At 43.4% G+C, this 20,886-nt stretch carries 17 protein-coding genes; 16 read left to right on the top strand and 1 reads right to left on the bottom strand.

Annotated features, from left to right (window positions below):
* The 4 genes from QNH28_RS17495 to QNH28_RS17480 all read left to right on the top strand — a co-directional run bounded on the left by QNH28_RS17495 (position 1) and on the right by QNH28_RS17480 (position 5,207).
* A complete protein-coding gene (locus QNH28_RS17495) occupies positions 1–1,782 on the top strand; it encodes a cache domain-containing sensor histidine kinase (protein WP_283907820.1) in 1,782 nt (593 codons plus the stop codon).
* A 217-nt stretch (positions 1,783–1,999) separates the two neighbouring features.
* Positions 2,000–3,349 (top strand): ABC transporter substrate-binding protein, encoded by a 1,350-nt coding sequence (locus QNH28_RS17490; RefSeq protein ID WP_283907819.1) that lies wholly within the window; start codon positions 2,000–2,002, stop codon positions 3,347–3,349.
* Positions 3,350–3,430: 81 nt separating this feature from the next.
* Positions 3,431–4,369, top strand: a complete 939-nt coding sequence (locus QNH28_RS17485; protein WP_283907818.1) for a carbohydrate ABC transporter permease — start codon at positions 3,431–3,433, stop codon at positions 4,367–4,369.
* A 7-nt stretch (positions 4,370–4,376) separates the two neighbouring features.
* A complete protein-coding gene (locus QNH28_RS17480) occupies positions 4,377–5,207 on the top strand; it encodes a carbohydrate ABC transporter permease (protein WP_481858395.1) in 831 nt (276 codons plus the stop codon).
* A gap of 98 nt (positions 5,208–5,305) precedes the next feature.
* Here QNH28_RS17480 and QNH28_RS17475 read toward each other — a convergent pair whose 3' ends face one another.
* On the bottom strand, positions 5,306–6,220 hold the full coding sequence (locus tag QNH28_RS17475) for an AraC family transcriptional regulator (RefSeq protein WP_283907816.1): 915 nt from the start codon (positions 6,218–6,220) through the stop codon (positions 5,306–5,308).
* Positions 6,221–6,369: 149 nt separating this feature from the next.
* Between QNH28_RS17475 and QNH28_RS17470 the strand changes: the two genes are divergently transcribed.
* The 12 genes from QNH28_RS17470 to QNH28_RS17415 all read left to right on the top strand — a co-directional run bounded on the left by QNH28_RS17470 (position 6,370) and on the right by QNH28_RS17415 (position 20,836).
* Positions 6,370–8,505: a glycoside hydrolase family 52 protein gene (locus QNH28_RS17470; RefSeq protein ID WP_481858323.1), complete on the top strand. Its 2,136-nt coding sequence runs from the start codon at positions 6,370–6,372 to the stop codon at positions 8,503–8,505.
* Positions 8,506–8,666: 161 nt separating this feature from the next.
* Positions 8,667–10,448 (top strand): methyl-accepting chemotaxis protein, encoded by a 1,782-nt coding sequence (locus QNH28_RS17465; RefSeq protein ID WP_283907815.1) that lies wholly within the window; start codon positions 8,667–8,669, stop codon positions 10,446–10,448.
* Positions 10,449–10,627: 179 nt separating this feature from the next.
* The gene (locus QNH28_RS17460; RefSeq protein WP_283907814.1) at positions 10,628–11,488 is read left to right on the top strand and encodes an AraC family transcriptional regulator; all 861 of its coding nucleotides are present in this window, start codon (positions 10,628–10,630) and stop codon (positions 11,486–11,488) included.
* A gap of 138 nt (positions 11,489–11,626) precedes the next feature.
* Positions 11,627–12,511, top strand: a complete 885-nt coding sequence (locus tag QNH28_RS17455; RefSeq protein ID WP_283907813.1) for a DUF6923 family protein — start codon at positions 11,627–11,629, stop codon at positions 12,509–12,511.
* Positions 12,512–12,544: 33 nt separating this feature from the next.
* Positions 12,545–13,915 carry an ABC transporter substrate-binding protein gene (locus tag QNH28_RS17450; protein WP_283907812.1) on the top strand — a complete coding sequence of 457 codons (1,371 nt, stop codon included), beginning with the start codon at positions 12,545–12,547 and terminating at the stop codon, positions 13,913–13,915.
* Between the two features lie 103 nt (positions 13,916–14,018).
* Positions 14,019–14,909, top strand: coding sequence for a carbohydrate ABC transporter permease (locus tag QNH28_RS17445; protein ID WP_042189146.1), 891 nt, complete (start codon positions 14,019–14,021; stop codon positions 14,907–14,909).
* A gap of 12 nt (positions 14,910–14,921) precedes the next feature.
* Positions 14,922–15,830: a carbohydrate ABC transporter permease gene (locus tag QNH28_RS17440; protein ID WP_283907811.1), complete on the top strand. Its 909-nt coding sequence runs from the start codon at positions 14,922–14,924 to the stop codon at positions 15,828–15,830.
* A 12-nt stretch (positions 15,831–15,842) separates the two neighbouring features.
* Complete coding sequence (locus QNH28_RS17435; RefSeq protein WP_283907810.1) at positions 15,843–16,697, top strand: metallophosphoesterase family protein; 855 nt, start codon at positions 15,843–15,845, stop codon at positions 16,695–16,697.
* A gap of 2 nt (positions 16,698–16,699) precedes the next feature.
* Entirely contained in the window at positions 16,700–17,902 is a 1,203-nt protein-coding gene (locus QNH28_RS17430) for a Gfo/Idh/MocA family protein (RefSeq protein ID WP_283907809.1), read from the top strand.
* 29 nt (positions 17,903–17,931) lie between these two features.
* Entirely contained in the window at positions 17,932–18,420 is a 489-nt protein-coding gene (locus QNH28_RS17425; RefSeq protein ID WP_283907808.1) for a GNAT family N-acetyltransferase, read from the top strand.
* Positions 18,421–18,585: 165 nt separating this feature from the next.
* Entirely contained in the window at positions 18,586–19,614 is a 1,029-nt protein-coding gene (locus QNH28_RS17420; RefSeq protein WP_283907807.1) for an ROK family transcriptional regulator, read from the top strand.
* Between the two features lie 19 nt (positions 19,615–19,633).
* Positions 19,634–20,836, top strand: a complete 1,203-nt coding sequence (locus QNH28_RS17415) for an MFS transporter (protein ID WP_283907806.1) — start codon at positions 19,634–19,636, stop codon at positions 20,834–20,836.
* The last annotated feature ends 50 nt before the right edge of the window (positions 20,837–20,886 follow it).

Raw genomic sequence — 20,886 nt, 5'->3', positions numbered from 1 at the left:
ATGTTTATCTGGGGCCGAAGATCCAAAAGCCTATTTGTTAAGTTCTCCGCTTCTTTTTTACTAGTCGGTCTGATTCCGTTGTTTGCGCTTAGCTATATCTCTGTTCAGACTTTCTCTGGATATGTCGAGCGTTACACAACAAGCAACTTGCAGCAAATGGTGCTATATATGAGCTATAACTTGAATTCTGCGTTTAATCAGTACAATGAGATTTCCAAACTGATGTACACGGGGCGTTATGAAGGCTTTATCGAGAGTTATTCGCAGAATCAAACCTATAATGTAAATGAGCTAGAACAAATCAACACGATTCCCGTTGAATCTTTTCTAAAAACAGTTCTATACAGCGACTCTTATATCACTAGTGTTTATTTTCATAGGAAGTCAGACGATAAGCTATATTACCAGGAAAAAGAAAACAAAGGGATTAACTTCGAACTGCTGCCCTATAAAGAGTGGTTGACGGAAATGGCTCCGGATCCATCTCATGTGGCTATTTTCCCTACTCATTCCGAGGAATATTTCATAGGCTCAAAGCGCAGCGTGTTCACGATTGGCCGTACATTGATTGATATTTCTGGGCGTGTTACCAAGGAGCCTAAGGTAGTAGGAACCTTATTTATGGACGTAGATGCCTCACTATTCAACCAGTTTTTTAGGGAGCTAAATCTTGGTGAACAGGATGACCTGTTTCTGTTAGATGGCGATGGAAATATATATTTTACAAATAAGAACGTAGCCGAGAACGGCGAGGTTCTAGAGGTACGGAAAGATGAAAAAATGATCGTCCTTAGTGAGGATATTTCTTTTCTTAACGGCAAGGTGACTGCCAGAATTCATCGAGCGAATTTATTCGATCAGCTTTTTTCAGCCCGTACGACCGTGTTTATAGCAATGTTTATTTGTGCAATTGTAATGATTCTCATGGGAGTCTGGTTCTCTAGACGATTGGCTGCTCCGATACGAAACTTAATTAAGCAAATGGCTATCGTAGAATCTGGTAATCTAGATACCCAGATGGTAGTGAACAGCAATGATGAAATGGGGAGACTTAGCCATGGCTTTAACCGAATGGTCGAGCGCTTACAGGCCTATATCGATGAAGCTTACGTTGCCCAGATCAAGCAGAAGCAAACTGAGCTCAATGCTTTGAAGAGCCAGATTCGCCCGCATTATTTATACAACACCCTGGAAGTTATTCGCATGAATGCCGTGGATAAAGATAATGACGAAGTCGCCGATATGATTTTATCGTTATCCAACCAGTTGAAATATGTGATTGATTATGGGGAGGATAAAGTAAGCATTCGAGAGGAACTGGATCATCTGCGAGATTATTTCTATATCATTTCTGTACGGTATGAGAATAAATTTGAGCTTGTCGTGGATGTCTCGCCGGAAGTGGATTTGAACTGGTACATTCTGAAATTGTCTCTTCAGCCGATTGTGGAAAATGCTATTCAGCATGGACTCCGCAGTCAAGGGAGAGGTACAGTAGGGCTAACCATAGAGAAGCAAGAGGATAAGTTGCTCGTTACGATTTATGATGATGGCATCGGAATGAGTAAGAACAAGGTTCAGCAGCTATTTGAAACCCTAGAAGAGCCTAGTTCGCCTAGCAAAAATGTCGGCTTAAAAAATGTACATGAGCGGATTCGCACGGTGTATGGTAACGAGTATGGGCTATCCATCAGCAGTCGGGAGCATATTGGGACATCGATTCTTTTGTCGTTTCCAATTGTAGAGAACCCGTATACAGTCATAGAGGGAGAAGGAATATAAAGGATTAGGCGATGAGCGGAAGACTGCGGTCTTTCGTTCTTTTTTTGAAATATTACCTGAACACATCTTAAATTCACCGCATATCCCGCTTAAAAAAGTTCATTCAACACATTAATAATGAATGCTATTCTATTAGCAACGGAAACGCTTTCGAGAGATGATGCGCACATCTTGCTTCAGTTTCCACAGTGAATACAAAAGGGGAGGCTACTAAGGTATGTATAAAAAAACAATGATGAAATTATCCGTATTGCTGCTCGCCACAACGACAGCTCTGACTGCTTGCGGTGGCAATAATAATAGTGCCGGCAATAGTGCAGGCAATACACCAGCATCCGAAGCACCAGCAAATGCACCACAAGAGACGAAAAAAGACGTTAGCTTTACGATAGGCTATGCATCCGGAGATCCGGCGACCAAAAAAGCTATCGCCGATACGGTCAAAAAGTTTACAGAAGCTAATCCGAATGTCACCATTAAAGATTTGAGCGAAACTTCATCCGCTGCCTATCTTGACTGGCTCAAAACAAAAGATGCAGTGGGTGAATTCCCGGACCTGGTGGAAATGCGTGATACTGAAGTCTTTGCCGATGCAGGTAAAATTGTAGAGCTTCCTTCCGATCTACTAGATTTGTTCGAAGCCCCACCTCAAGTGGATGGCAAGGTGTGGAATGCACCGCTGCAAGTCAACGCACCTCAAGGAATTATCTACAGCAAAAAAGCATATGCAGATGCAGGGATCACCGAGCTTCCCAAAACCTATGACGAATTCATAGCCATTCAAGAAAAATTAAAGACTTCGGGCATTACTCCGATTGTAGTAGGCGGAAAAGACATTTTCCACATGGGCTTCTGGGTAAACAAATTCCTGATCGATGATGTCTACTCGAAAGATTCAGATTGGAACTCCAAACGCACAGCTAAAACTGTCAGCTTCACGGATGCTAATGTAGTTCAAGGGATAACTGATTTCAAAGAGCTGTTCAAGAATTATGTAGATAAAGGCTGGCTGAGCACAGGCGACAATCAAACCGCTTCGATCCTTGTTTCCGGAAAAGCCGCACAATTGTACTCCGGTACATGGATGTTTACACAAATTGCAGAAGCTGATCCAAACTTTGAATTCGGATTTTATGGTCTTCCTGACCGTGAAGGGAAAATCAATGTGATTGGTCTTCCCTCACCAGCAGGCTGGTCCTTATCCACTGAAGCTTCTAAAGATGCTGATAAGACGGCAGCGATCAAAGACTTTATCCGCTTCTTCTTCGCACCAGAACAATATTCGAATTATTTAGCAACGATAAACGCGATTCCATCCACTAAAGAGAAAGTAACATATGATACAGGCGAACAAATGCAAGTGGCTTTGGATCTTATTGCAGATCCGAATGTAGTTAAGTCTTTAGCGATCAACAACTGGTGGGGAGATAATTTGATCCCTCCACAGTTCCGTAACTGGTACTATAAGTTGCTTCAGGATCTTGTTGTGAAGGATGGAGACGTAATTAAATACATGAAAGATGCGGATACAGAGTACGACAACCAAGTGAAAGCTAATCAGATGTAAGCGCAGCGCCTGTTAGAGCTACCTCTGCTGCTGCAGAGGTTCTCTTTTTTACAAGCCTGTCTTAGGGGAGGGAGAGTAACTATGGCTACATCCGCATTAAATGCTGACAAGTCATTCATAACCACTGTGAACCAGAAAAAGAAAAAGAAGAAATGGCAGTCTTACGCTCTGCTGTTCATATTACCTTCATTTATTCTATACACTATGTTCGTTATTGTCCCTACGGTAGGAAGTGTCTATTTAAGTTTCACCTCATGGGATGGCATCAGCGATGACGTTAGATATATCGGCTTTGCTAACTTCGTGGAAATTTGGAATAGTCCAAGGGTGCATAATGCGCTGAAAAATACGATGATCATGACCATTTCACTTGTTGTTCTAGAGAATATTGCAGCCATTGCAATGGCTATGATGGTCGACAAGGTACGTTGGTTCCGGAATTTTTTCAAAAGTGTATTTTACTTCCCTACACTGCTTAGTGGGATTGTAATGGGTTTTGTGTGGGCGATGATTCTGAATTACAACTTTGGTGTATTCAATCAGATCTTGGAGTCTGTCGGTCTCGGAAGCTGGATTGTGGACTGGCTGGGCAATCCTAAATATGCGATGCTGTCGATTATTTTATCTACCGTTTGGAAAGGTGCCGGTTATTATATGATCATTTATCTCGCTGGGTTGCAGGGGATTCCACAGGAATTGAATGAAGCGGCCAGCATCGATGGAGCAGGGGGTTGGCAGCAGTTCCGGCATATCACCTTCCCGCTACTTGCAGGTTCAATGACAGTATGTATGGTACTATCGATGATCAGCGCTTTGAAGATCTTTGATCAAATTGCGGTCATGACCGATGGTGGTCCGGGCTTTGAGACGGAGACATTAACTTATATTATTTATAAAGTAGGCTTTGGTGAATTAAGGCAAGGTTTTGGTACGGCGCTGGCCATGGTCTTGTTCTTAATTATATTGATCATTACAGTCTTCCAAGTGAAGGTTCTCCAGAAGCGGGAGGTGCAGCTCTAATATGACGATGCAGACACGCAGAAGAGTTGGGCAAATCGCACTTTTTGTGGTTACCTTATTAGTGGCTATTCTATTTTTCTTCCCTATTTTCTTCAATTTGATGTCAGCCTTCAAGAGCAATGCAGAGATCATGAAGGATGCCATTGCTTTTCCGAAAACCCTTTATCTGGACAGTTTTAAATACCTGTTAACAGAAACAGAGTTTCCACGAGCGATTCTGAACAGTCTGATTCTGACAGCGGTGTCTATCGCCGCACAGGTCTTGATCATTCCCATGGCAGGGTATGCCATTGAACGCAGAAATACTAGATGGACTCGATTTATATTCGTATATTTTTTGGCTGGAATGATGATTCCTTTTCAGGCGTATATGATTCCTTTGTTCAAAGAGCTTAGAATGCTAGGATTGTACGGTAGCCTTGCGGGACCTATTCTTATTTATGTAGCAGGTGCGGTAGGTTTCGGATGCCTGCTGTATACCAGTTTTGTCAAAGGAATACCTAGAGAAATTGAAGAAGCGGCAGAGATTGACGGCTGTTCTCGGTACGGGATATTTTGGAGAATTGTTTTCCCGCTATTAGGGCCTGTTACGGCAAGTATGGTTGTCTTAAACGGACTTGGAATCTGGAATGATTTCCTGATGCCGATGCTGGTATTGCCTTCTGGACAGGCTAAGACTATGGTCGTGGAAATTTACCGTTATATCGGAGAATTCTCTTCACGTTGGGATATGATTTTCGCGGGAACAGCGATGTCGGTTGTGCCTGTACTGATTGTGTTTATCGCCTTGCAGAAGTATTTTGTAAAGGGGATTGCGTCGGGAGCGACGAAGGGGTAATTCTGTGTGGAGGTAGGAGTGGGGTTCGTTTAAAGGATGTATCCTGTACCATTTAGTGGGCCGCGGGATACATCCCTTTTTTGTACGCGGAATGATTGTTAAACCTTGCTTGGATTTGATGTTAAGCGGCGATACCCCATTGGCGGGAGACCTGTCCAGCGTTTGAATTGTTTGCTGAAATGGGACACATCACGGTACCCCAGTCGTTGAGCAACCGATTCGACAGATAGACTATTATCCATCAGCAGCAGTTTGGCGTGTCGAATGATTAAGCGGGATAAATATTGCCTTGGTGACATCCCATAGATTTGATGAAAAGCACGATTACAGTGAGTAGTGCTATATCCGAGCTTGGCAGCAATGTCCTCAATACCGCCACCTCTTTCGCCTGTGCTGGCAGCGGTGGAGACGGATTCCTGCAATAGTCCTTCAATAGCGTTAGCCAGGGCAACTGTATTTTCGGTAGCTTCTGTATCTGCTGGGAGAGGCATTTCCGAAAGCACCCAACCGCTGAGCGCGGTCAGAAGCTGCAGTGAAGCATGCAGTGTGATCAAGCGATTTCTATGTGTGTCCTTAGACTCTGACAAGATGGAAGAGTTAATGATTACATCTAGCGCGGAACGGATGGCCAGCAGTTCAGGGGTGTTTCCGCTGAGACTAACAGCATCTGCTGTATGTAAGGCACGCCGCAAAATCAGATCATCAATATCAAAATGCAGGCAGTAATAAGTCATGTCACAGTCAGCATTTGAACCCATACTACTATGCTCAACACCGGGACGAATGAATAAAATATCGCCGCTTTTCTGTATAAAAGACTTATTGCCTACCGTCATTTGTTGCTCACCTTGAAGGACAATATTAATCTCAAACATCGGATGAGTGTGTACAGGATATTGCCAATCCAAATTTACTTTTCTCCAATGTGCGGCGAAGATATGAAAGGCTGCTTGAATGTCTGGTGACATCTGACCGTCAATAGAATTATGGAAGGCGGGATCATTCGAGATCATTTCAATCCTCTTTTACAATAAAATTTGGCTTAATTATATCATAGGTTGTTATCGATGTTTGATTTGCCCAAATAATAGAAGGCTTTAGCCCTGTTGCACTTCCAGAAATATCGATAACATGGATATATAGCCCGGAGGTATCCGGGATCATGTTGGAGGGAGTGCATTTATTTATGTTCCATAATAAATTTTTTAATGCTCATCATTCACCGATCGGTGCATTTGCGAGTTTTACCTTAGGATTTAAAGGAGCTAGTGGTGGTTTCGATTTGGAGATGGCCAAACCTCCTAGACAGAATATATTCATAGGATTAGAACGCACTGATGGGAAAGGGTATGACACACTACCATTTCACGAGATTGGCGGAGATGACGAGAGCAAACGCTATGAAATCGAGAATCCAGACCCCAATCCAGATAAGGAGAATATTCTGTTCCCTTTTCAAGATCGTGAGATTTCTAGAGATTTTCAAGTAGCTACAGACAGCTGGAGTGCGGGGGATCTGACCTTCCGGATTCTGTCAGCCGTTCGTTCTGTACCAGATCCTGAAACTACCTCCTTGGAAGAAATGAAGGAAGTACTGCTGCCTGCAGTACTGGTTGAGCTCGAAGTGGACAACTCCTCATCAGCAACCTCACGTCGCGCGTTCTTTGGTTTTCAGGGAAGAGATGTATATAGCGGAATGAGAAGGCTGGATGATGTGTCATCTGAGATTACAGGCGTTGGTCAAGGGAGATTTATTGCGATTGCTGCTGAAAAAGGAATTGCGAAGTCCGCACTGCATTTCACGATGGAGGATATTCTAACTGAAGAGCTACAGGAGAATTGGACGTTTGGACTAGGGCGCGTGGGCGCTTTGATCATGGATGTTCCAGCCGGAGTGAAAGAAACGTATCGTTTTGCTATTTGTTTTCATCGTTCGGGTTATGTTACTTCTGGTATGGATGCTTCCTATTACTATAATCACTATTTCAGTAATTTGGAGTCGGTGGCCGAGTACGCACTAGCTAAATTCGATGTTCTTAAACAAGAAGCTGAAAAAGCTAATGAAATGTTTGTCCAAGTAGACCTATCGGAAGATCAAACCTTTATGTTAGCGCATGCGATTCGTAGTTATTATGGTTCCACGCAATTGCTGGAATATAAGAATAAGCCATTTTGGGTTGTCAATGAAGGCGAATACCGGATGATGAATACCTTTGATCTTACCGTCGATCAGTTATTCTATGAGCTGCGTCTGAATCCTTGGACTGTACGAAATGAGCTGGATATGTTCGTGGATAGATTCAGCTATGAAGATACGGTGCGTTTTCCTGGGGAAGATACAGAGTATCCGGGTGGAATCAGCTTCACCCATGATATGGGTGTGGCCAATGTGGTGTCACGTCCCGGCTATTCCGCTTATGAGTTATACGGCATTGATGGATGCTTCTCACATATGACACATGAACAATTGGTAAACTGGGTGTTGAGTGCGGCAACCTATCTTGAGCATACAGGTGACCGGAGCTGGATGCTACGTAATCTGAGTGTCTTGGAGAAGTGCCTGGATAGTATGTTAAATCGGGATCACCCAGATCCTGAGCAAAGAAACGGTGTCATGGGGCTTGATAGCTCACGCACAATGGGTGGAGCAGAGATTACTACGTATGACAGTCTGGATGTCTCCTTAGGTCAGGCTCGTAACAATATTTATCTGGCGGGAAAATGTTGGGCTGCTTATTTAGCTATGGAGAAAATATTTGCAGAGTATGAGCGTGCGGAGCTGTCCAAAACAGCAGGGACTCAAGCAGAGAAATGCGCCGCAACGATGGTGGCAAGCGTTACAGCAGATGGATATATCCCGGCTGTGATTGGAGAAGGTAACGACTCCAAGATCATTCCAGCTATCGAAGGTCTTGTATTCCCTTACTATACTGGTTGTAAGGAAGCTCTTGATCGCAATGGACGGTTCGCCGCATATATCGGCGCACTCGACAAGCATCTTCATGCGGTGTTGAAGCCGGGCGTTTGCTTATTTGAAGATGGGGGTTGGAAAATCTCCTCCACTAGCAACAACAGCTGGCTTAGTAAAATCTATCTCTCACAGTTCATCGCCCGTAATATTCTGGGACTAGAATGGGATGAACGCGGAGCGGCAGCAGATCGCGCTCACGTGGCTTGGCTTACTCATCCCAAATTATCGATCTTCAGCTGGAGTGACCAAATTATTTCCGGTGAGATTACAGGCAGTAAGTATTATCCGCGCGGAGTAACAGCGATTTTGTGGTTAGATGAGAAATAGGAATCTAGAGTTTAAATGAATGAATGGCAAACGAGACTCCAATGAGAGGATCGTTTGCTTTTTTTATTAAATTAATAATATCTTTTTTTGATTTATATTCCCGAAACTAGTACTATAGTATTAATTTGTAATTAATTTTAATAGGATGTGGAGTGGTGTTTATGCTAAAAGTTACACGTACAAGGTTGCGATTGACGATTCGGAAGAAACTGCTCATGATGTCACTCACACTACTAATTCTTCCCATCGGAATATTAGGAGCAGTTATTTATCAGATTTCAGTCAAAGAAACGAATCAGCTCATTGAGAGTAAACTGAGTTCAAGTGTAAACCTGGCTGTAGCCTTAATTGAGAATTTGGAAAATTCCGTTCAATCGGGGCAATTGACTGAAGTGGAAGCACAGGAGCAAGTACGGACCTTACTACTTGGAAACAAAAATGAGGATGGTACTCGGCCCATTAATCAATCGATTGATTTGGGTCCAAACGGCTACTTCTTTATATTAGATAACAAAGGGGAATTGCTTGCTCATCCCAAACTAGAAGGAGACAATATTTGGGATAAACAAACCTCGAACGGTACTTTTTACATACAGGATTTGATTAAAGCAGCACAGAACGGTGGTGGAGCTACCTACTATAAATGGCCACTGCCTAAATCGGAGGGTACTGGAAACGCAGTAGGAGAAGAAGCGCTGAAAATATCTTACGCCAAACTATCGCCCTCTTGGGGCTGGGTCGTAGCAGCAGGCTCTTATATGCAAGATTATAATACCGGTCAACAAACCATTCTTAAGGGAATTATCACTACATTGATTGTATGCGTTGTCATCGGAATCGGTGTAATATACATATTTGCGCAACATATTTCTAAGCCAATTGTCCGCATAGCCATTGAAGCTGAACGAATCGCTCAAGGGGACCTTAGCGGTAAAGGATTTACTGTGCGCAATCGGGATGAGATCGGACAGCTGGGAATCAGCTTCAATCTATTATCAGGTAATATTCGGCAATTAGTTGGGAATTTAACCGAAAGCTCAGAGTTATTAGCTTCTTCCTCCAAACAGTTGTCTTCAACGTTAGGTGAAACCACAGCAGCACTTGTTCAGACTTCATCCTCAATGACTGAAGTGGCGAACAACAGTGAGAAACAAGCTACTTCAACGCAAGAGACTTCTCAATCGATGGAGGAGATGGTAAAAGAGATTCAGCGAGTAGCCGAAGCCTCTACCCATGCCTATCAGCTGTCCATGCAAACACTGGAAGAGGCTGATAAAGGAAACAGCCTTATCATTAACTCTTCCGAGCAAATGAACGCAGTAAGCAATACAGTTGATGATTTAGGGATCACCGTTACTAGTTTAAATGAGCAGTCTCAACAAATAGGCACAATCGTTAGTACCATCAAAGGAATATCTGAGCAAACGAACTTGCTAGCGCTTAATGCGGCAATTGAAGCTGCTCGATCAGGAGAACAAGGCAGGGGATTTGCAGTGGTAGCCAGTGAAGTTCGTAAGCTGGCAGGACAAACAAGTGAAGCAGCTGAGCGGGTTTCAGTCATGGTCGAAGAAATTATTACGAGTATAGGTCATGCCCATCATTCGATGAGTAAAGGTCAAAATGAAGTCGCAGCAGGGGTTCAAGCGATTGATGATACGGGTAAAGCATTTGAACGCATTTTGCAGGCCACCCGGTCCATTGTGGATCAGGTGGAGCAATCCTCGACCGCTGCACAGCTGATGTACACTGGCTCCGAACAAATATCTGCTTCAGTGATGGAGGTCGAGCAGGTTTCATTGCACTCAGCTTCGGCTGCACAGACTGTATCTGCTGCCGCTCTGGAACAGCTTGCCTCTATGGAGGAAATAGCCGCATCTGCTCGCAAGCTGCAAGAAGGCTCGAATGAGATGCGTACTTTAGTAAATCAATTTAAATTGGAATAGATCTTCATACATAGCGTTACAGAAACGGAATATGCAAAAATACTAGAGAGGGGGATAACCCCTCTTTTTTGCTGTTTTGACGTACACAACCTCCTGATCCTATAAGGAAGTTAATATAGCTTTTACAGTTCATTGACGCGGAGCGTATACAGGCTTGCTATATTGAGGGGGAAAGGGGGATGAATATGAAACAAATGGAAGAATCATCCTTTACAGCTACCCAGCCTGTTCTTGCAAGTGATACGTATGGTTGGGATAAGCTTCAGGTTTCGCAATGGTATAGCCCGCAGCAAGCTTTCACCACATCCTCGGAGTCTAAATATTTAATAGGAATTCACTGCACGGCCTACTACGAAAATTACTACACCATTCATATTTCCCCTTGTAATGAGAGCCTTCTTTGTCCTTGGGGCAGAACCTCGCTCTATTTTTTGAAAATTGAAATTACGCCATCGGTCCTCGAAGAGATTGCTCGTGAATCTGGTTATCTGAAGGAAGGTCATATCCAGTTAGACCGCAAATTCCATGTCAAGGATTCCAAGCTGCTGCAATTAGGGCTTTGGATGCTGGAGGAATTACAGAATGGCGGTGCCAAAGGAAAAATATATAGCGACTCTTTATCCAATATGTTGATTATTCACTTGTTACAACACTATTCTTCTGTGATTCCCCAGCATTCAAACAGTAAAACGCCAGCCAATCAAGAGATATTTCAGGTCATTCAATTTATGCGTGAGCGCTTGGAAGATGAAATTCAACTGACTGATCTCGCTGCCATGGCTAATATGAGCCAATCACATTTTATTCGGATTTTTAAACAACAGACAGGTTATACACCCCATAATTATTTAATTCGGCTGAGAATCGAACGCTCTAAATTCCTTATTCGTTCCGGAAAAATTGGTTTGAAGGAAATTGCATCTCAGGTTGGTTTTGCCGATCAAGGTCATTTTACTAGATTGTTCAAACGAGAAACCGGCCTAACCCCAAAGCTGTATGCTAATCAAAGCTCCTCCAAACCTAATCATATGATTTATTAATTTTATTATTGCAAATGAGAGTTTTGTTCAAGGAAAGAAGTGTTTTGTTCAATTAGAGAGCTGTTGCCAGCTCCTATAATAAGGTTGAAGTAAGGCGCACAAATGCCGAACTACAACCTTATTAGGAGGAGAGAAAACATGAGATTAAAGAGATTATTCAGTCTGATTTGCGCAGGGGTACTTACGACCAGTTCTTTATCTTTAGTAGCATCTGCCACACCAGTCGGACAGGATAACCTAGTAAGCACCGAGGTAGAAATCAGTGCAGAGTCAACTTCAGCTACAACTGCTGGAACTTGGCATGAAGTATCTAAGCAAACCTTCTGGTTACTTGATGCCCTGGAACGGGGACAAGGGGTGGCTACAGACGGGAATTCATGGATCTTTAATTCCTCGTATGGGCTATTACGGACTGGACTTGATGGCAAATCTGTAAAAGCACGGAATGAATTGGCTATTCCACCGGAGATTGCCTCCCAAGGTGGAGACCATATCGGTGATATTTCCTACTATAACGGTAAAATATACGCTCCTATTGAAGACGGCAAAAACTATCAGCATCCTTACATCGCTCTCTATGATGTGAACACTTTGAAATATACGGGTACATCCTATGCTTTACCGTTGAATCTGCATATTGGCGGTGTGCCTTGGGTAGCCGTTGATGCTGCTCGCGGTCAGGTCTACACAGCTCAGTGGAGTAATGCAAGCGTCTTGAATGTACTAAGTCTTGACGATATGCATGTGATCACAACCGTTTCACTTTCCCAAAGTATTGATCGAATTCAAGGTGCCGAAGTGTACAACGGTGTTCTGTATGCTTCTACGGATAACGCAACCCAAACGGTTTATCAGATTGATCCGGAGACTGGAAACGTATCTGTTGCCTTTGATCGCAATCTGCCTAGTGGTACTGAAGCCCAAGGAATTGCTATATTGCCTACCGCTGATGGTGCACAGCTCCATATTCTTGATGTAGGCTCGAATCGCATTAGTGTGAACTTTCGCCATTATGCATTTTAATTCAAATTCAAGCGAAAAAAGGGGCTAACAGAAATGCTAAAGCAAACCAAAACTATTCTAACACTACTATCCGTTTCTATGCTGGCAGTTGCGGGCTGCGGACAATCTAATAACAGTACGGCTGGAGCCAAAGAAAATACCGCTCAACCCACAGCAATTGCTGCAACTCCAGAATCCACAGAGACTCCAGCCGCTAAGCCGGTGGAGATTACATTTTATTATCCGGTTAATGTCGGTGGTCCTCTTACCAAAGTAATCGATGGGATGGCTAGTACATTCATGGAGCAACATCCGGAGATTAAAGTTAATCCCGTATACACAGGTAATTACGGAGACAATACCGTAAAAATCCAAGCGGGTGTGCAGGCCAAACAGCCACCGGATGTCGCGGTCATGATGTCAACAGAGCTGTACAGTATGCTCGATATGAATGCAATCATTCCGCTGGATGATTTTATTGCGAAAGACACGGATATTCAGCTGGCTGATTTTTATCCCGCCTTTGTAGAGGATACACAGTCTGAAGGTAAAACGTACAGCTTGCCTTTTCAGCGGAGCACAATTGTTATGTATTACAACAAAGAAATGTTTAAAGCCGCAGGACTTGATCCAGAGAAACCACCCACTACTTGGAATGAGCTTGTAACTTATGCTAAGAAGCTGAACAAAGACGGTCACGTGGGGCTAGAAATTCCGGGCAATGATGATTCGTATTGGATGTTTCAAATGCTAGCACGGCAAAATGCTTCTGATCCGAAGCAAAACATAATGTCTTCCGATGGCAAAAAAGCGATGTTCGATACGCCGGAGAATGTGGAGGCATTGCAATTCTGGTTAGATCTGTCCCATAAATATAAGGCGATGCCGGAAGGTGTTATTGATTGGGCAACCGTTCCGACAGATTTCATTCAAGGCAAAACAGCCATGATGATGCATACAAGCGGCAACTTAACTAATGTAAAAAATAATGCGAAGTTCGAATTCGGGGTAGCGTTCCCACCCGCACAAAAGCAATTTGGATCACCCACTGGTGGGGGGAACCTGTATATTTTCAAGGACACATCTCCAGAAAAACAAGCTGCAGCTTGGGAATTTGCCAAATACATGACGGCTTCGGAACAGGCGGCCCTCTTTAGCAGCTCATCCGGTTATGTTGGTGTAAGAAAATCCGCATACGATACAGATGCTATGAAGAAGTATACGGCGGATTTCCCGCAAGCATTGGTAGCGAGAGATCAATTGGAATATGCGTTCCGGGAATTGTCCACTCATAATCATGGTAAAGTATCGACGGCAATTACGAACCAGATTCAAGCGGCATTGGCCGGAGAGATTGATGCAGCAGGTGCACTTAAAAAAGCTCAAGCAGAAGCAGAACAGGCACTGGCTCCCTTCAATAAGTAAGCTTTGAGGTATGGAATACGCCAGGACAGCTTGGTAGCTTGTTCTGGCGTCATTACTTTATTCATTAATCGTAGAAACCTTAAACACGGAAGGATTGAATGGTATGAATGCCGGATGGAGTGAGAGGCTTAGACGAAACGGATTCGGCTGGGGACTTGTGTTGCCTTCGCTGCTCTTTCTTTGCTTGTTTACTTATTACCCTATGTTTAAATCGTTTTGGCTTAGCTTTTATGAGAAAAATTTGGCGACTCCTGAGCCTTTGTTTGTCGGTTTTGACAATTACGCTAATCTATTGCACGACAATGTCTTTATGAAGGTGTTCAGTAACAATATATGGTTCGCCATTGGCACAGTACCCACTTCATTGGCTTTGGCTTTCTTGATGGCACTGTTTGCCGACAAGGCGATAAAAGGGCGGGGACTGGCACGTCTTTCATTTTTCTATCCGAATATGATCCCGATGATCGCTGTGGCGAACATCTGGTTGTTTCTGTATACCCCTCATTTTGGGCTCTTTGCCAGATTGGCTTCATGGATCGCAGATCAGCCTGTGAATTTGCTCGGAACACCTGATACGGTGATGGGTGCATTAGTAATCATGATGATCTGGAAAGAAGCCGGGTATTTTATGATTTTTTACTTAGCAGGAATGCAGCAGATTCCCAAGGATTTATATGAAGCGGCTGCAGTAAGCGGAGTCGGTACGTTCACTTCCATTCGTAGAATCACAATTCCGCTCACGATGCCAACTACGTTGTTCGTGGCCGTTGTGGCGATAACCAATTCTTTTAAGCTGGTGGACCATCTCTGGATTATGACAAAGGGTGGTCCGAATAATGCGAGCAATCTGCTGCTTTATTATATCTACGAGTCCACCTTTAATTTCTACGATCAAGGGATGGCTGCATCGATGACGGTGGTCATGATCGTGCTTTTGCTCCTTATTTCCTCTCTGCAGTTTTTTGGCTGGGATCGGAAAATCCATTATGAATAGGAGGTGGAATCCATGGAGGATAATCCACTAAAGCTGCCCTTAGTATTGAGGCAGAATACCCGTAAAGCTTTAGAAGAGGAACGCACGTTGAACTCAGAAAAAACGAAGCGCCGAATCCAGCAGATCCTGTGGCATGCGGTTGGATTTGCTTTTGCCGCGGTCTGGATCATTCCCTTCCTATGGGTGGTTAGAACGGCTTTTCTGCCCAAAGATGTCGCTATTGATTCGGGATGGTCTTGGGGCTGGACGTTTGAGAATCTGATTCATGTCTGGAATGGAGCGCCTTTTGGACGATTTTTAATGAATACATTGCTTGTGTGCGGTGTTGTTCTAGCTGTGCAACTGGTTACGATGACGATGGCTGCTTATGCTTTCGCACGGGTACGATTCGCCTTGAAAGATCTGTTATTCATGTTATTTTTGGTGCAAATTATGGTGCCGCCGGATGTACTTATCTTTTCCAACTATCAGGTATTGAACGAAATGGGTCTGCTGGATACCAAGCTGGGGATTATGCTTCCTTACTTTGCCACCTCCTTTGGAGTGTTTCTGTTAAGGCAGTCCTTCAAGCAATTACCCTTTGAGCTCGATGAAGCTGCCCGGGTGGAAGGCGCCTCACGCCTGCATATTCTTTCAAGAATCTATGTTCCACTGTCACGCCCGATTTATGTGTCCTTTGCCATTGTGTCGGTCAGCTTTCATTGGAATGATTTCCTGTGGCCGCTCATTGTAACCAATTCGGAGGAGAATCGCTTATTAACTGTAGGATTGGCGATGTTTGCAAAGGCCACGGAATCTGGTGCACAGTGGTCTGATGTCTGCGCGGCTACGCTAATTGTTTCAGCACCCTTAATGATTGGATTTTTATTGTTCCAGCGGCAAGTGATAGGTAGCTTTATGAGCTCTGGTATTAAAGGTTAGGAGGAGGCATTTATGAGGCTGGCGATTATCGGGGACTTACATTATCCGGACGAATTGTTAAACAACAAGGTTTTGATTAAAGAGGCACGAGATGCTTTTTACGAGCAATTTATGAATCTATTCTTGTCCATCCCAGCCGATTATCATGTTTCCGTGGGAGATATGGTGCATGCAGGAGAATTTAGCGAGTTTAATTATATCCTGGGTAAGATTAAGGACAGCAAGCAACCTAGGCGTTTTCTACATGTTCTTGGCAATCATGATACGTACACTTATCCTAAGGAAGAGATCCTTTCCGTCACCCGGCAGCAGCGATACAGTGTTATTGAAGAGAGAAATGCGATCATAATACTGCTGGATACCGCACGGGAAAATCGTGACGATTGGAGCGGAACGCTGGATGATGAACAGCTAGCCTGGCTCGAAGCACAAATGAAGCGAAAATCGGAAAAGCCTTTATTCGTCTTCGGCCATCACCCTCTGTATAATACGACGGCTAGATCCACCGAGCCAATGATGTCACTGGATCCCAGCTTAGATATTTGGCCGATATTGAAGCAATGGCAAGGTGTGGGTTTTTATTTCAACGGCCATAATCATGTACATTCTATCGTTAGAAAAGAAAACTGGAATTTCATTCAAACGGCCTCTATTCTGGATATTCCTGCTGCTCGAATCCTTACTGTGCTTGAAGATGAAATCAGGCTAGAGATGGTGAATCTGGCTAGCGAGCAATTGAGTAAATGGTCTTCATTATTTACCTTCAGCATTTTTGATTATGAAAAATATCCGCAGGCCGAAGGGGAGACGAGAGATCAGGAACTAATCATCAATCGACTTCTAATGGACAGAAAGCAGGTGGATTAGCAATGAATCGTCAGCCAGTAAGATTAGCGATCGTAGGTGGAAATCGTGGAGCCAGTTTTATGAATGCACTGTACTCTCTATCAGATCGAATACATTTGACCGCCACTTGTGACTTGAATGAGTGGGTGCTCAATCAATGGAAAGAGAAATTTCCGGAAATCCGAACGTATCGGGATTATCATGAAATGCTAAAAGATTCAGCGATAGATGCGGTTTTTATATTAAGCCCCATGCATTTGCATGCCAGACAATCCATTGATGCTTTAAAAGCGGGTAAGCATGTCCTAAGCGAAGTGATTTCGATCCAATCTTTAGAGGAAGCTTGGGAGCTTATCGAAACTGTTGAACAAACCGGACTTAAATATATGATGTCTGAAAATTACTGCTTCTCGCGCTCAAATCTAACGATTAAACATATGGCGGATCAAGGCATGTTCGGTGAGATTACTTATCTGGAAGGCGGATATATCCATGATTTACGTCATTTGACTCATCATCCGGATGGCTCTCTGACTTGGCGGGGGCAATTACATCAGCAATATAACGGGATCAATTATCCGACGCATTCGATAGGTCCAGTTGCGCAATGGATTAACCTCAATAAGCCTGAGGGTGATCGCTTAAAAAGCGTCTCGTCTTTTGTTTCCAAATCTAGATCCTTACAATATTATTTCGGAGAGCATTATGGAAAAGATCACCCAGCAGCGCGGGAAGGTTTCTGGCGGCAAGGCGATAGTGCGGTTGCGGTCATCCAAACGGAAAAGGGTGTGTTAATTGAGCTGCGTGTAGATTGGAGCTCTGTACGACCCCATAATAAAACCCATTATTTGCTGCAAGGAACTGAAGGAGCGTACATTACTGGCCGCCATCAGCAAGAAGAAGATTTGATCTGGTTCAAGAATCTCTCGCCCAAAAATATAGCGGATGGAGAGGAAATGTGGGAGCCGTTAAGCAGCTATCAGCCACTCTATGATCATCCAACATGGATGAAATGGGGCGAATTCGCCGCTGGGACGAAACATGGCGGAGGTGATTTTATGGTGCTTGAGGAATTCATTTCTGCCATTCAGGAGGATCGAACCCCTTCGGTGGACGTTTATGATGCCGTTACTTGGAGCTCTGTGTTTACATTGTCTATGGAATCTGTAGAGAATGGTGGGAAAGCAATAGCCTTTCCTGATTTTAGAGCGAGAGTGAGGAATTAACGGTGGATCAGGCCCTTTCCAAACTGGTAATGAAAAAAGAAATACTGTCCGACTTGCCTGTTTTTCACTGTCCAACCGGGTATCGAATGCGTCATTTCGAGCCGGATGATGAACGGAACTGGGAAGAGCTTATACGCCATTCTTTTACAAGGGAAGTTAAATTTGCTCATAAAATCAGTGATCATGTACCGTTTTATTATGATCGTTTGTTGTTCATTTGCCGCGGGGATCAGCCTGTAGCGACAGCTACGGCCTGGGAGGCGGGGAGTGAGGACGATAAGAACTGGTACTTGCATATGGTTGGGGTGCTTCCAGAATATTCTGGTAAAGGTCTCGGTTATGCTGTGAGTCTTGCTGTTTTGCACAAAATAAGAGAATCAGGGGGAACGGTGGCATGTTTAGAAACCGATGATTTCAGACTGCCCGCCATCCGCATTTATTTGAAATTAGGATTTCAACCGGTGTACTTAGACGATAGTCATCCTGGAAGATGGGAACGAATCCTGCAAAGGCTTTGAATTTGTTAATGATTGGGGGGGCTTCTCATGCCTCCTTATTTATTTGGGAGCTTCAGAAGGGTCATCATCCAAAATTTATGTTGTCGTTAGGAAGCATTACTGCTATAGTCATACTGACTTATTAAACGCATTTAATAAGTCAGTATGACTATAGGTGGGAGAGCCATGACAAGTGATAAAAGACTTCCTTCACAGCAGCTCAAATCTGAAATTATTCGAAATATTCGAACAGCATTATTAGAATTAGGAAGAGCTACGAAGGCGGAGTTAAGTCAAAGATTACAATACAGTTTTCCAACGGTCAGTAAATTTCTGATGCAGATGGAAGAGGCAGGGGAAGTAACGATTATCGGCCTTGATGAGTCAAGTGGCGGAAGAAGGGCAATAAGATACGCCTATAATCCGAATTATCGATTAGGGATGGCTATTTTTTTGGAAAAAAACGAAACAAACTATACCATCTATAATTGCATTGGTGAGGTAATAAAAGAAGGGAATTTGCCTAGTATTCTTGAGGAAGATGTTAGTACACTGGTCTCGTTTATTGAAGGTGAAAAAAAGGCCAATCCAAAGATTCAATCTGTGGCGATTGGTGTTCCAGGCGCGGTTAAACATGGGAAGATTTTTCTGATCCCAGGTTATCCGAAATATCAGAATCTAGATCTGAAAAGATGTATTGAAGATCAGCTCTCTATCCCGACAATCGTGGAAAATGATATGAATGCCGCTGTAATCGGTTATATGACCCAAAGAAATTTGAAAGAGAATATTTCTCTGATGTATCTGTATTTAGGGAAAAACGGACCGGGAGCTGGGATAGCGGTTAATGGTGAAATTGTTCGAGGAAAGACGTTTTTTTCAGGGGAGGTTCAATTTATGCCCCAGTATGACAATCAAAATTTCATAGAAGCATTAACTGGAGATCAGGGTGGATCAAGCATGCAGGCGGACCATAAAGTGGATGCGATTAGTCGACTAGTGGCTACGATCACCTCAATTTTGAATCCGCATTATATTATTTTTTGTGAGGATGAATTAGCTCCAGCTATGCTTAATCAAATCGCTGAGCGAACTGCTACATACGTTCCAAAGGAACATCTTCCAGAGTTAGCGGTAAGTGACTTGAAGCATGATTATCTGAATGGATTACAAAGCCTTGGATTAGGTTTATTAGTTTCACAACAAATAGATTAGAACCATTAAGGAGATAACAATGGCTACTTTTTTTCTTATTATTATTTATTTAGCATTTATTAGTTTAGGATTGCCTGATTCATTGCTTGGATCCGCATGGCCGGTAATGAGATTAGACTTAAATGCGTCATTAGGTACTGCTGGAATTCTTTCGATGGTTATTGCAGTAGGCACAATTGTCTCCAGTTTGATGAGTGGTACAATCCTTAAACGTTTTGGTACGGGAAAAGTGACCCTTATAAGCTGTATTATGACGGCTGTAGCTTTACTTGGTTTTGCATGGTCACCTTCGTTAGTGTGGCTAATTGTTGCTGCAATTCCACTCGGTTTAGGTGCGGGATCTGTAGATGCTGGATTAAACAGTTATGTTGCTACGCACTATAAAGCCCATCATATGAGCTGGTTACATTGTTTCTGGGGAGTAGGCGCTACGCTGGGTCCTATTATTATGGGATCTTTTATTTCTGGTGAAGGTCTGTGGCGGCAAGGTTATCTTACGGTTGCTTACATACAATTGAGCTTAGTTGTTATTCTCTTCGTTACGCTGCCTTTATGGGATAGAGTGGCTGGAAACAACAGCAGCCCGAATGCTGAAAGTGAGCATGAGTTCAATGATCCGGAGCTAGAGCAAGCTGGAGAGAACACAAAACCATGGAAACTAAGAGGAGTTAAGCTTGCGATGTTAACCTTCTTATTTTATTCTGCCATCGAGACGAGTATGGGGTTATGGGGGAGCAGCTTTCTTGTAAATATCAAAGACATCCCTGCATCTACTGCAGCGACATGGGTGTCGGTGTTTTATTTAGGGATAACCTTCGGTAGAATGGTGACGGGTTTCATTACGTTTAGAATGAGTAATAAGCAGCTAATTCGATATGGCCAGCTCATTGCTTTAATCGGTACAGTGCTCTTAGTATTACCGCTTCCAACGATAGTTTCGCTGGTAGGGTTTATGATTATCGGTCTGGGTTTAGCCCCTATTTTCCCATGTATGCTGCATGAAACCCCTGTACGATTCGGGAAGAAGCATGCTCAGTCAATTATGGGCTTTCAGATGGCAACAGCTTATACGGGTACCACGCTGGTACCGCCGTTTATCGGCTTACTGGCCTCGAATTTTACATTGGGTATTTTCCCTGCGATGATCGTTTTTTTCGCTATCGTCATGCTGTTTTGTACAGAAAAGCTTAATAAATACTCAGCTAAAGTAAATGTAGGTTAAATTTGAAATGAATATATTACGGACTAACCCTTCATATATATAGATGTAGA

The sequence above is a fragment of the Paenibacillus sp. G2S3 genome (genome assembly GCF_030123105.1).
Taxonomy (GTDB): domain Bacteria; phylum Bacillota; class Bacilli; order Paenibacillales; family Paenibacillaceae; genus Paenibacillus_AQ.
The sequence above is the reverse complement of the archived record's forward strand: the minus strand, read 5'-3'. Positions and strand labels throughout refer to the sequence as shown.

Coding starts and splice junctions, on each gene's coding strand:
- QNH28_RS17490 (WP_283907819.1), top strand. CDS start 2,000: ATGTATAAAAAAACAATGATGAAATTATCCGTATTGCTGCTCGCCACA.
- QNH28_RS17475 (WP_283907816.1), bottom strand. CDS start 6,220: ATGATCTCGAATGATCCCGCCTTCCATAATTCTATTGACGGTCAGATG.
- QNH28_RS17485 (WP_283907818.1), top strand. CDS start 3,431: ATGGCTACATCCGCATTAAATGCTGACAAGTCATTCATAACCACTGTG.
- QNH28_RS17480 (WP_481858395.1), top strand. CDS start 4,377: ATGCAGACACGCAGAAGAGTTGGGCAAATCGCACTTTTTGTGGTTACC.
- QNH28_RS17450 (WP_283907812.1), top strand. CDS start 12,545: ATGCTAAAGCAAACCAAAACTATTCTAACACTACTATCCGTTTCTATG.
- QNH28_RS17425 (WP_283907808.1), top strand. CDS start 17,932: ATGAAAAAAGAAATACTGTCCGACTTGCCTGTTTTTCACTGTCCAACC.
- QNH28_RS17415 (WP_283907806.1), top strand. CDS start 19,634: ATGGCTACTTTTTTTCTTATTATTATTTATTTAGCATTTATTAGTTTA.
- QNH28_RS17460 (WP_283907814.1), top strand. CDS start 10,628: ATGAATATGAAACAAATGGAAGAATCATCCTTTACAGCTACCCAGCCT.
- QNH28_RS17435 (WP_283907810.1), top strand. CDS start 15,843: ATGAGGCTGGCGATTATCGGGGACTTACATTATCCGGACGAATTGTTA.
- QNH28_RS17445 (WP_042189146.1), top strand. CDS start 14,019: ATGAATGCCGGATGGAGTGAGAGGCTTAGACGAAACGGATTCGGCTGG.
- QNH28_RS17470 (WP_481858323.1), top strand. CDS start 6,370: ATGTTGGAGGGAGTGCATTTATTTATGTTCCATAATAAATTTTTTAAT.
- QNH28_RS17495 (WP_283907820.1), top strand. CDS start 1: ATGTTTATCTGGGGCCGAAGATCCAAAAGCCTATTTGTTAAGTTCTCC.
- QNH28_RS17420 (WP_283907807.1), top strand. CDS start 18,586: ATGACAAGTGATAAAAGACTTCCTTCACAGCAGCTCAAATCTGAAATT.
- QNH28_RS17430 (WP_283907809.1), top strand. CDS start 16,700: ATGAATCGTCAGCCAGTAAGATTAGCGATCGTAGGTGGAAATCGTGGA.
- QNH28_RS17440 (WP_283907811.1), top strand. CDS start 14,922: ATGGAGGATAATCCACTAAAGCTGCCCTTAGTATTGAGGCAGAATACC.
- QNH28_RS17465 (WP_283907815.1), top strand. CDS start 8,667: ATGCTAAAAGTTACACGTACAAGGTTGCGATTGACGATTCGGAAGAAA.
- QNH28_RS17455 (WP_283907813.1), top strand. CDS start 11,627: ATGAGATTAAAGAGATTATTCAGTCTGATTTGCGCAGGGGTACTTACG.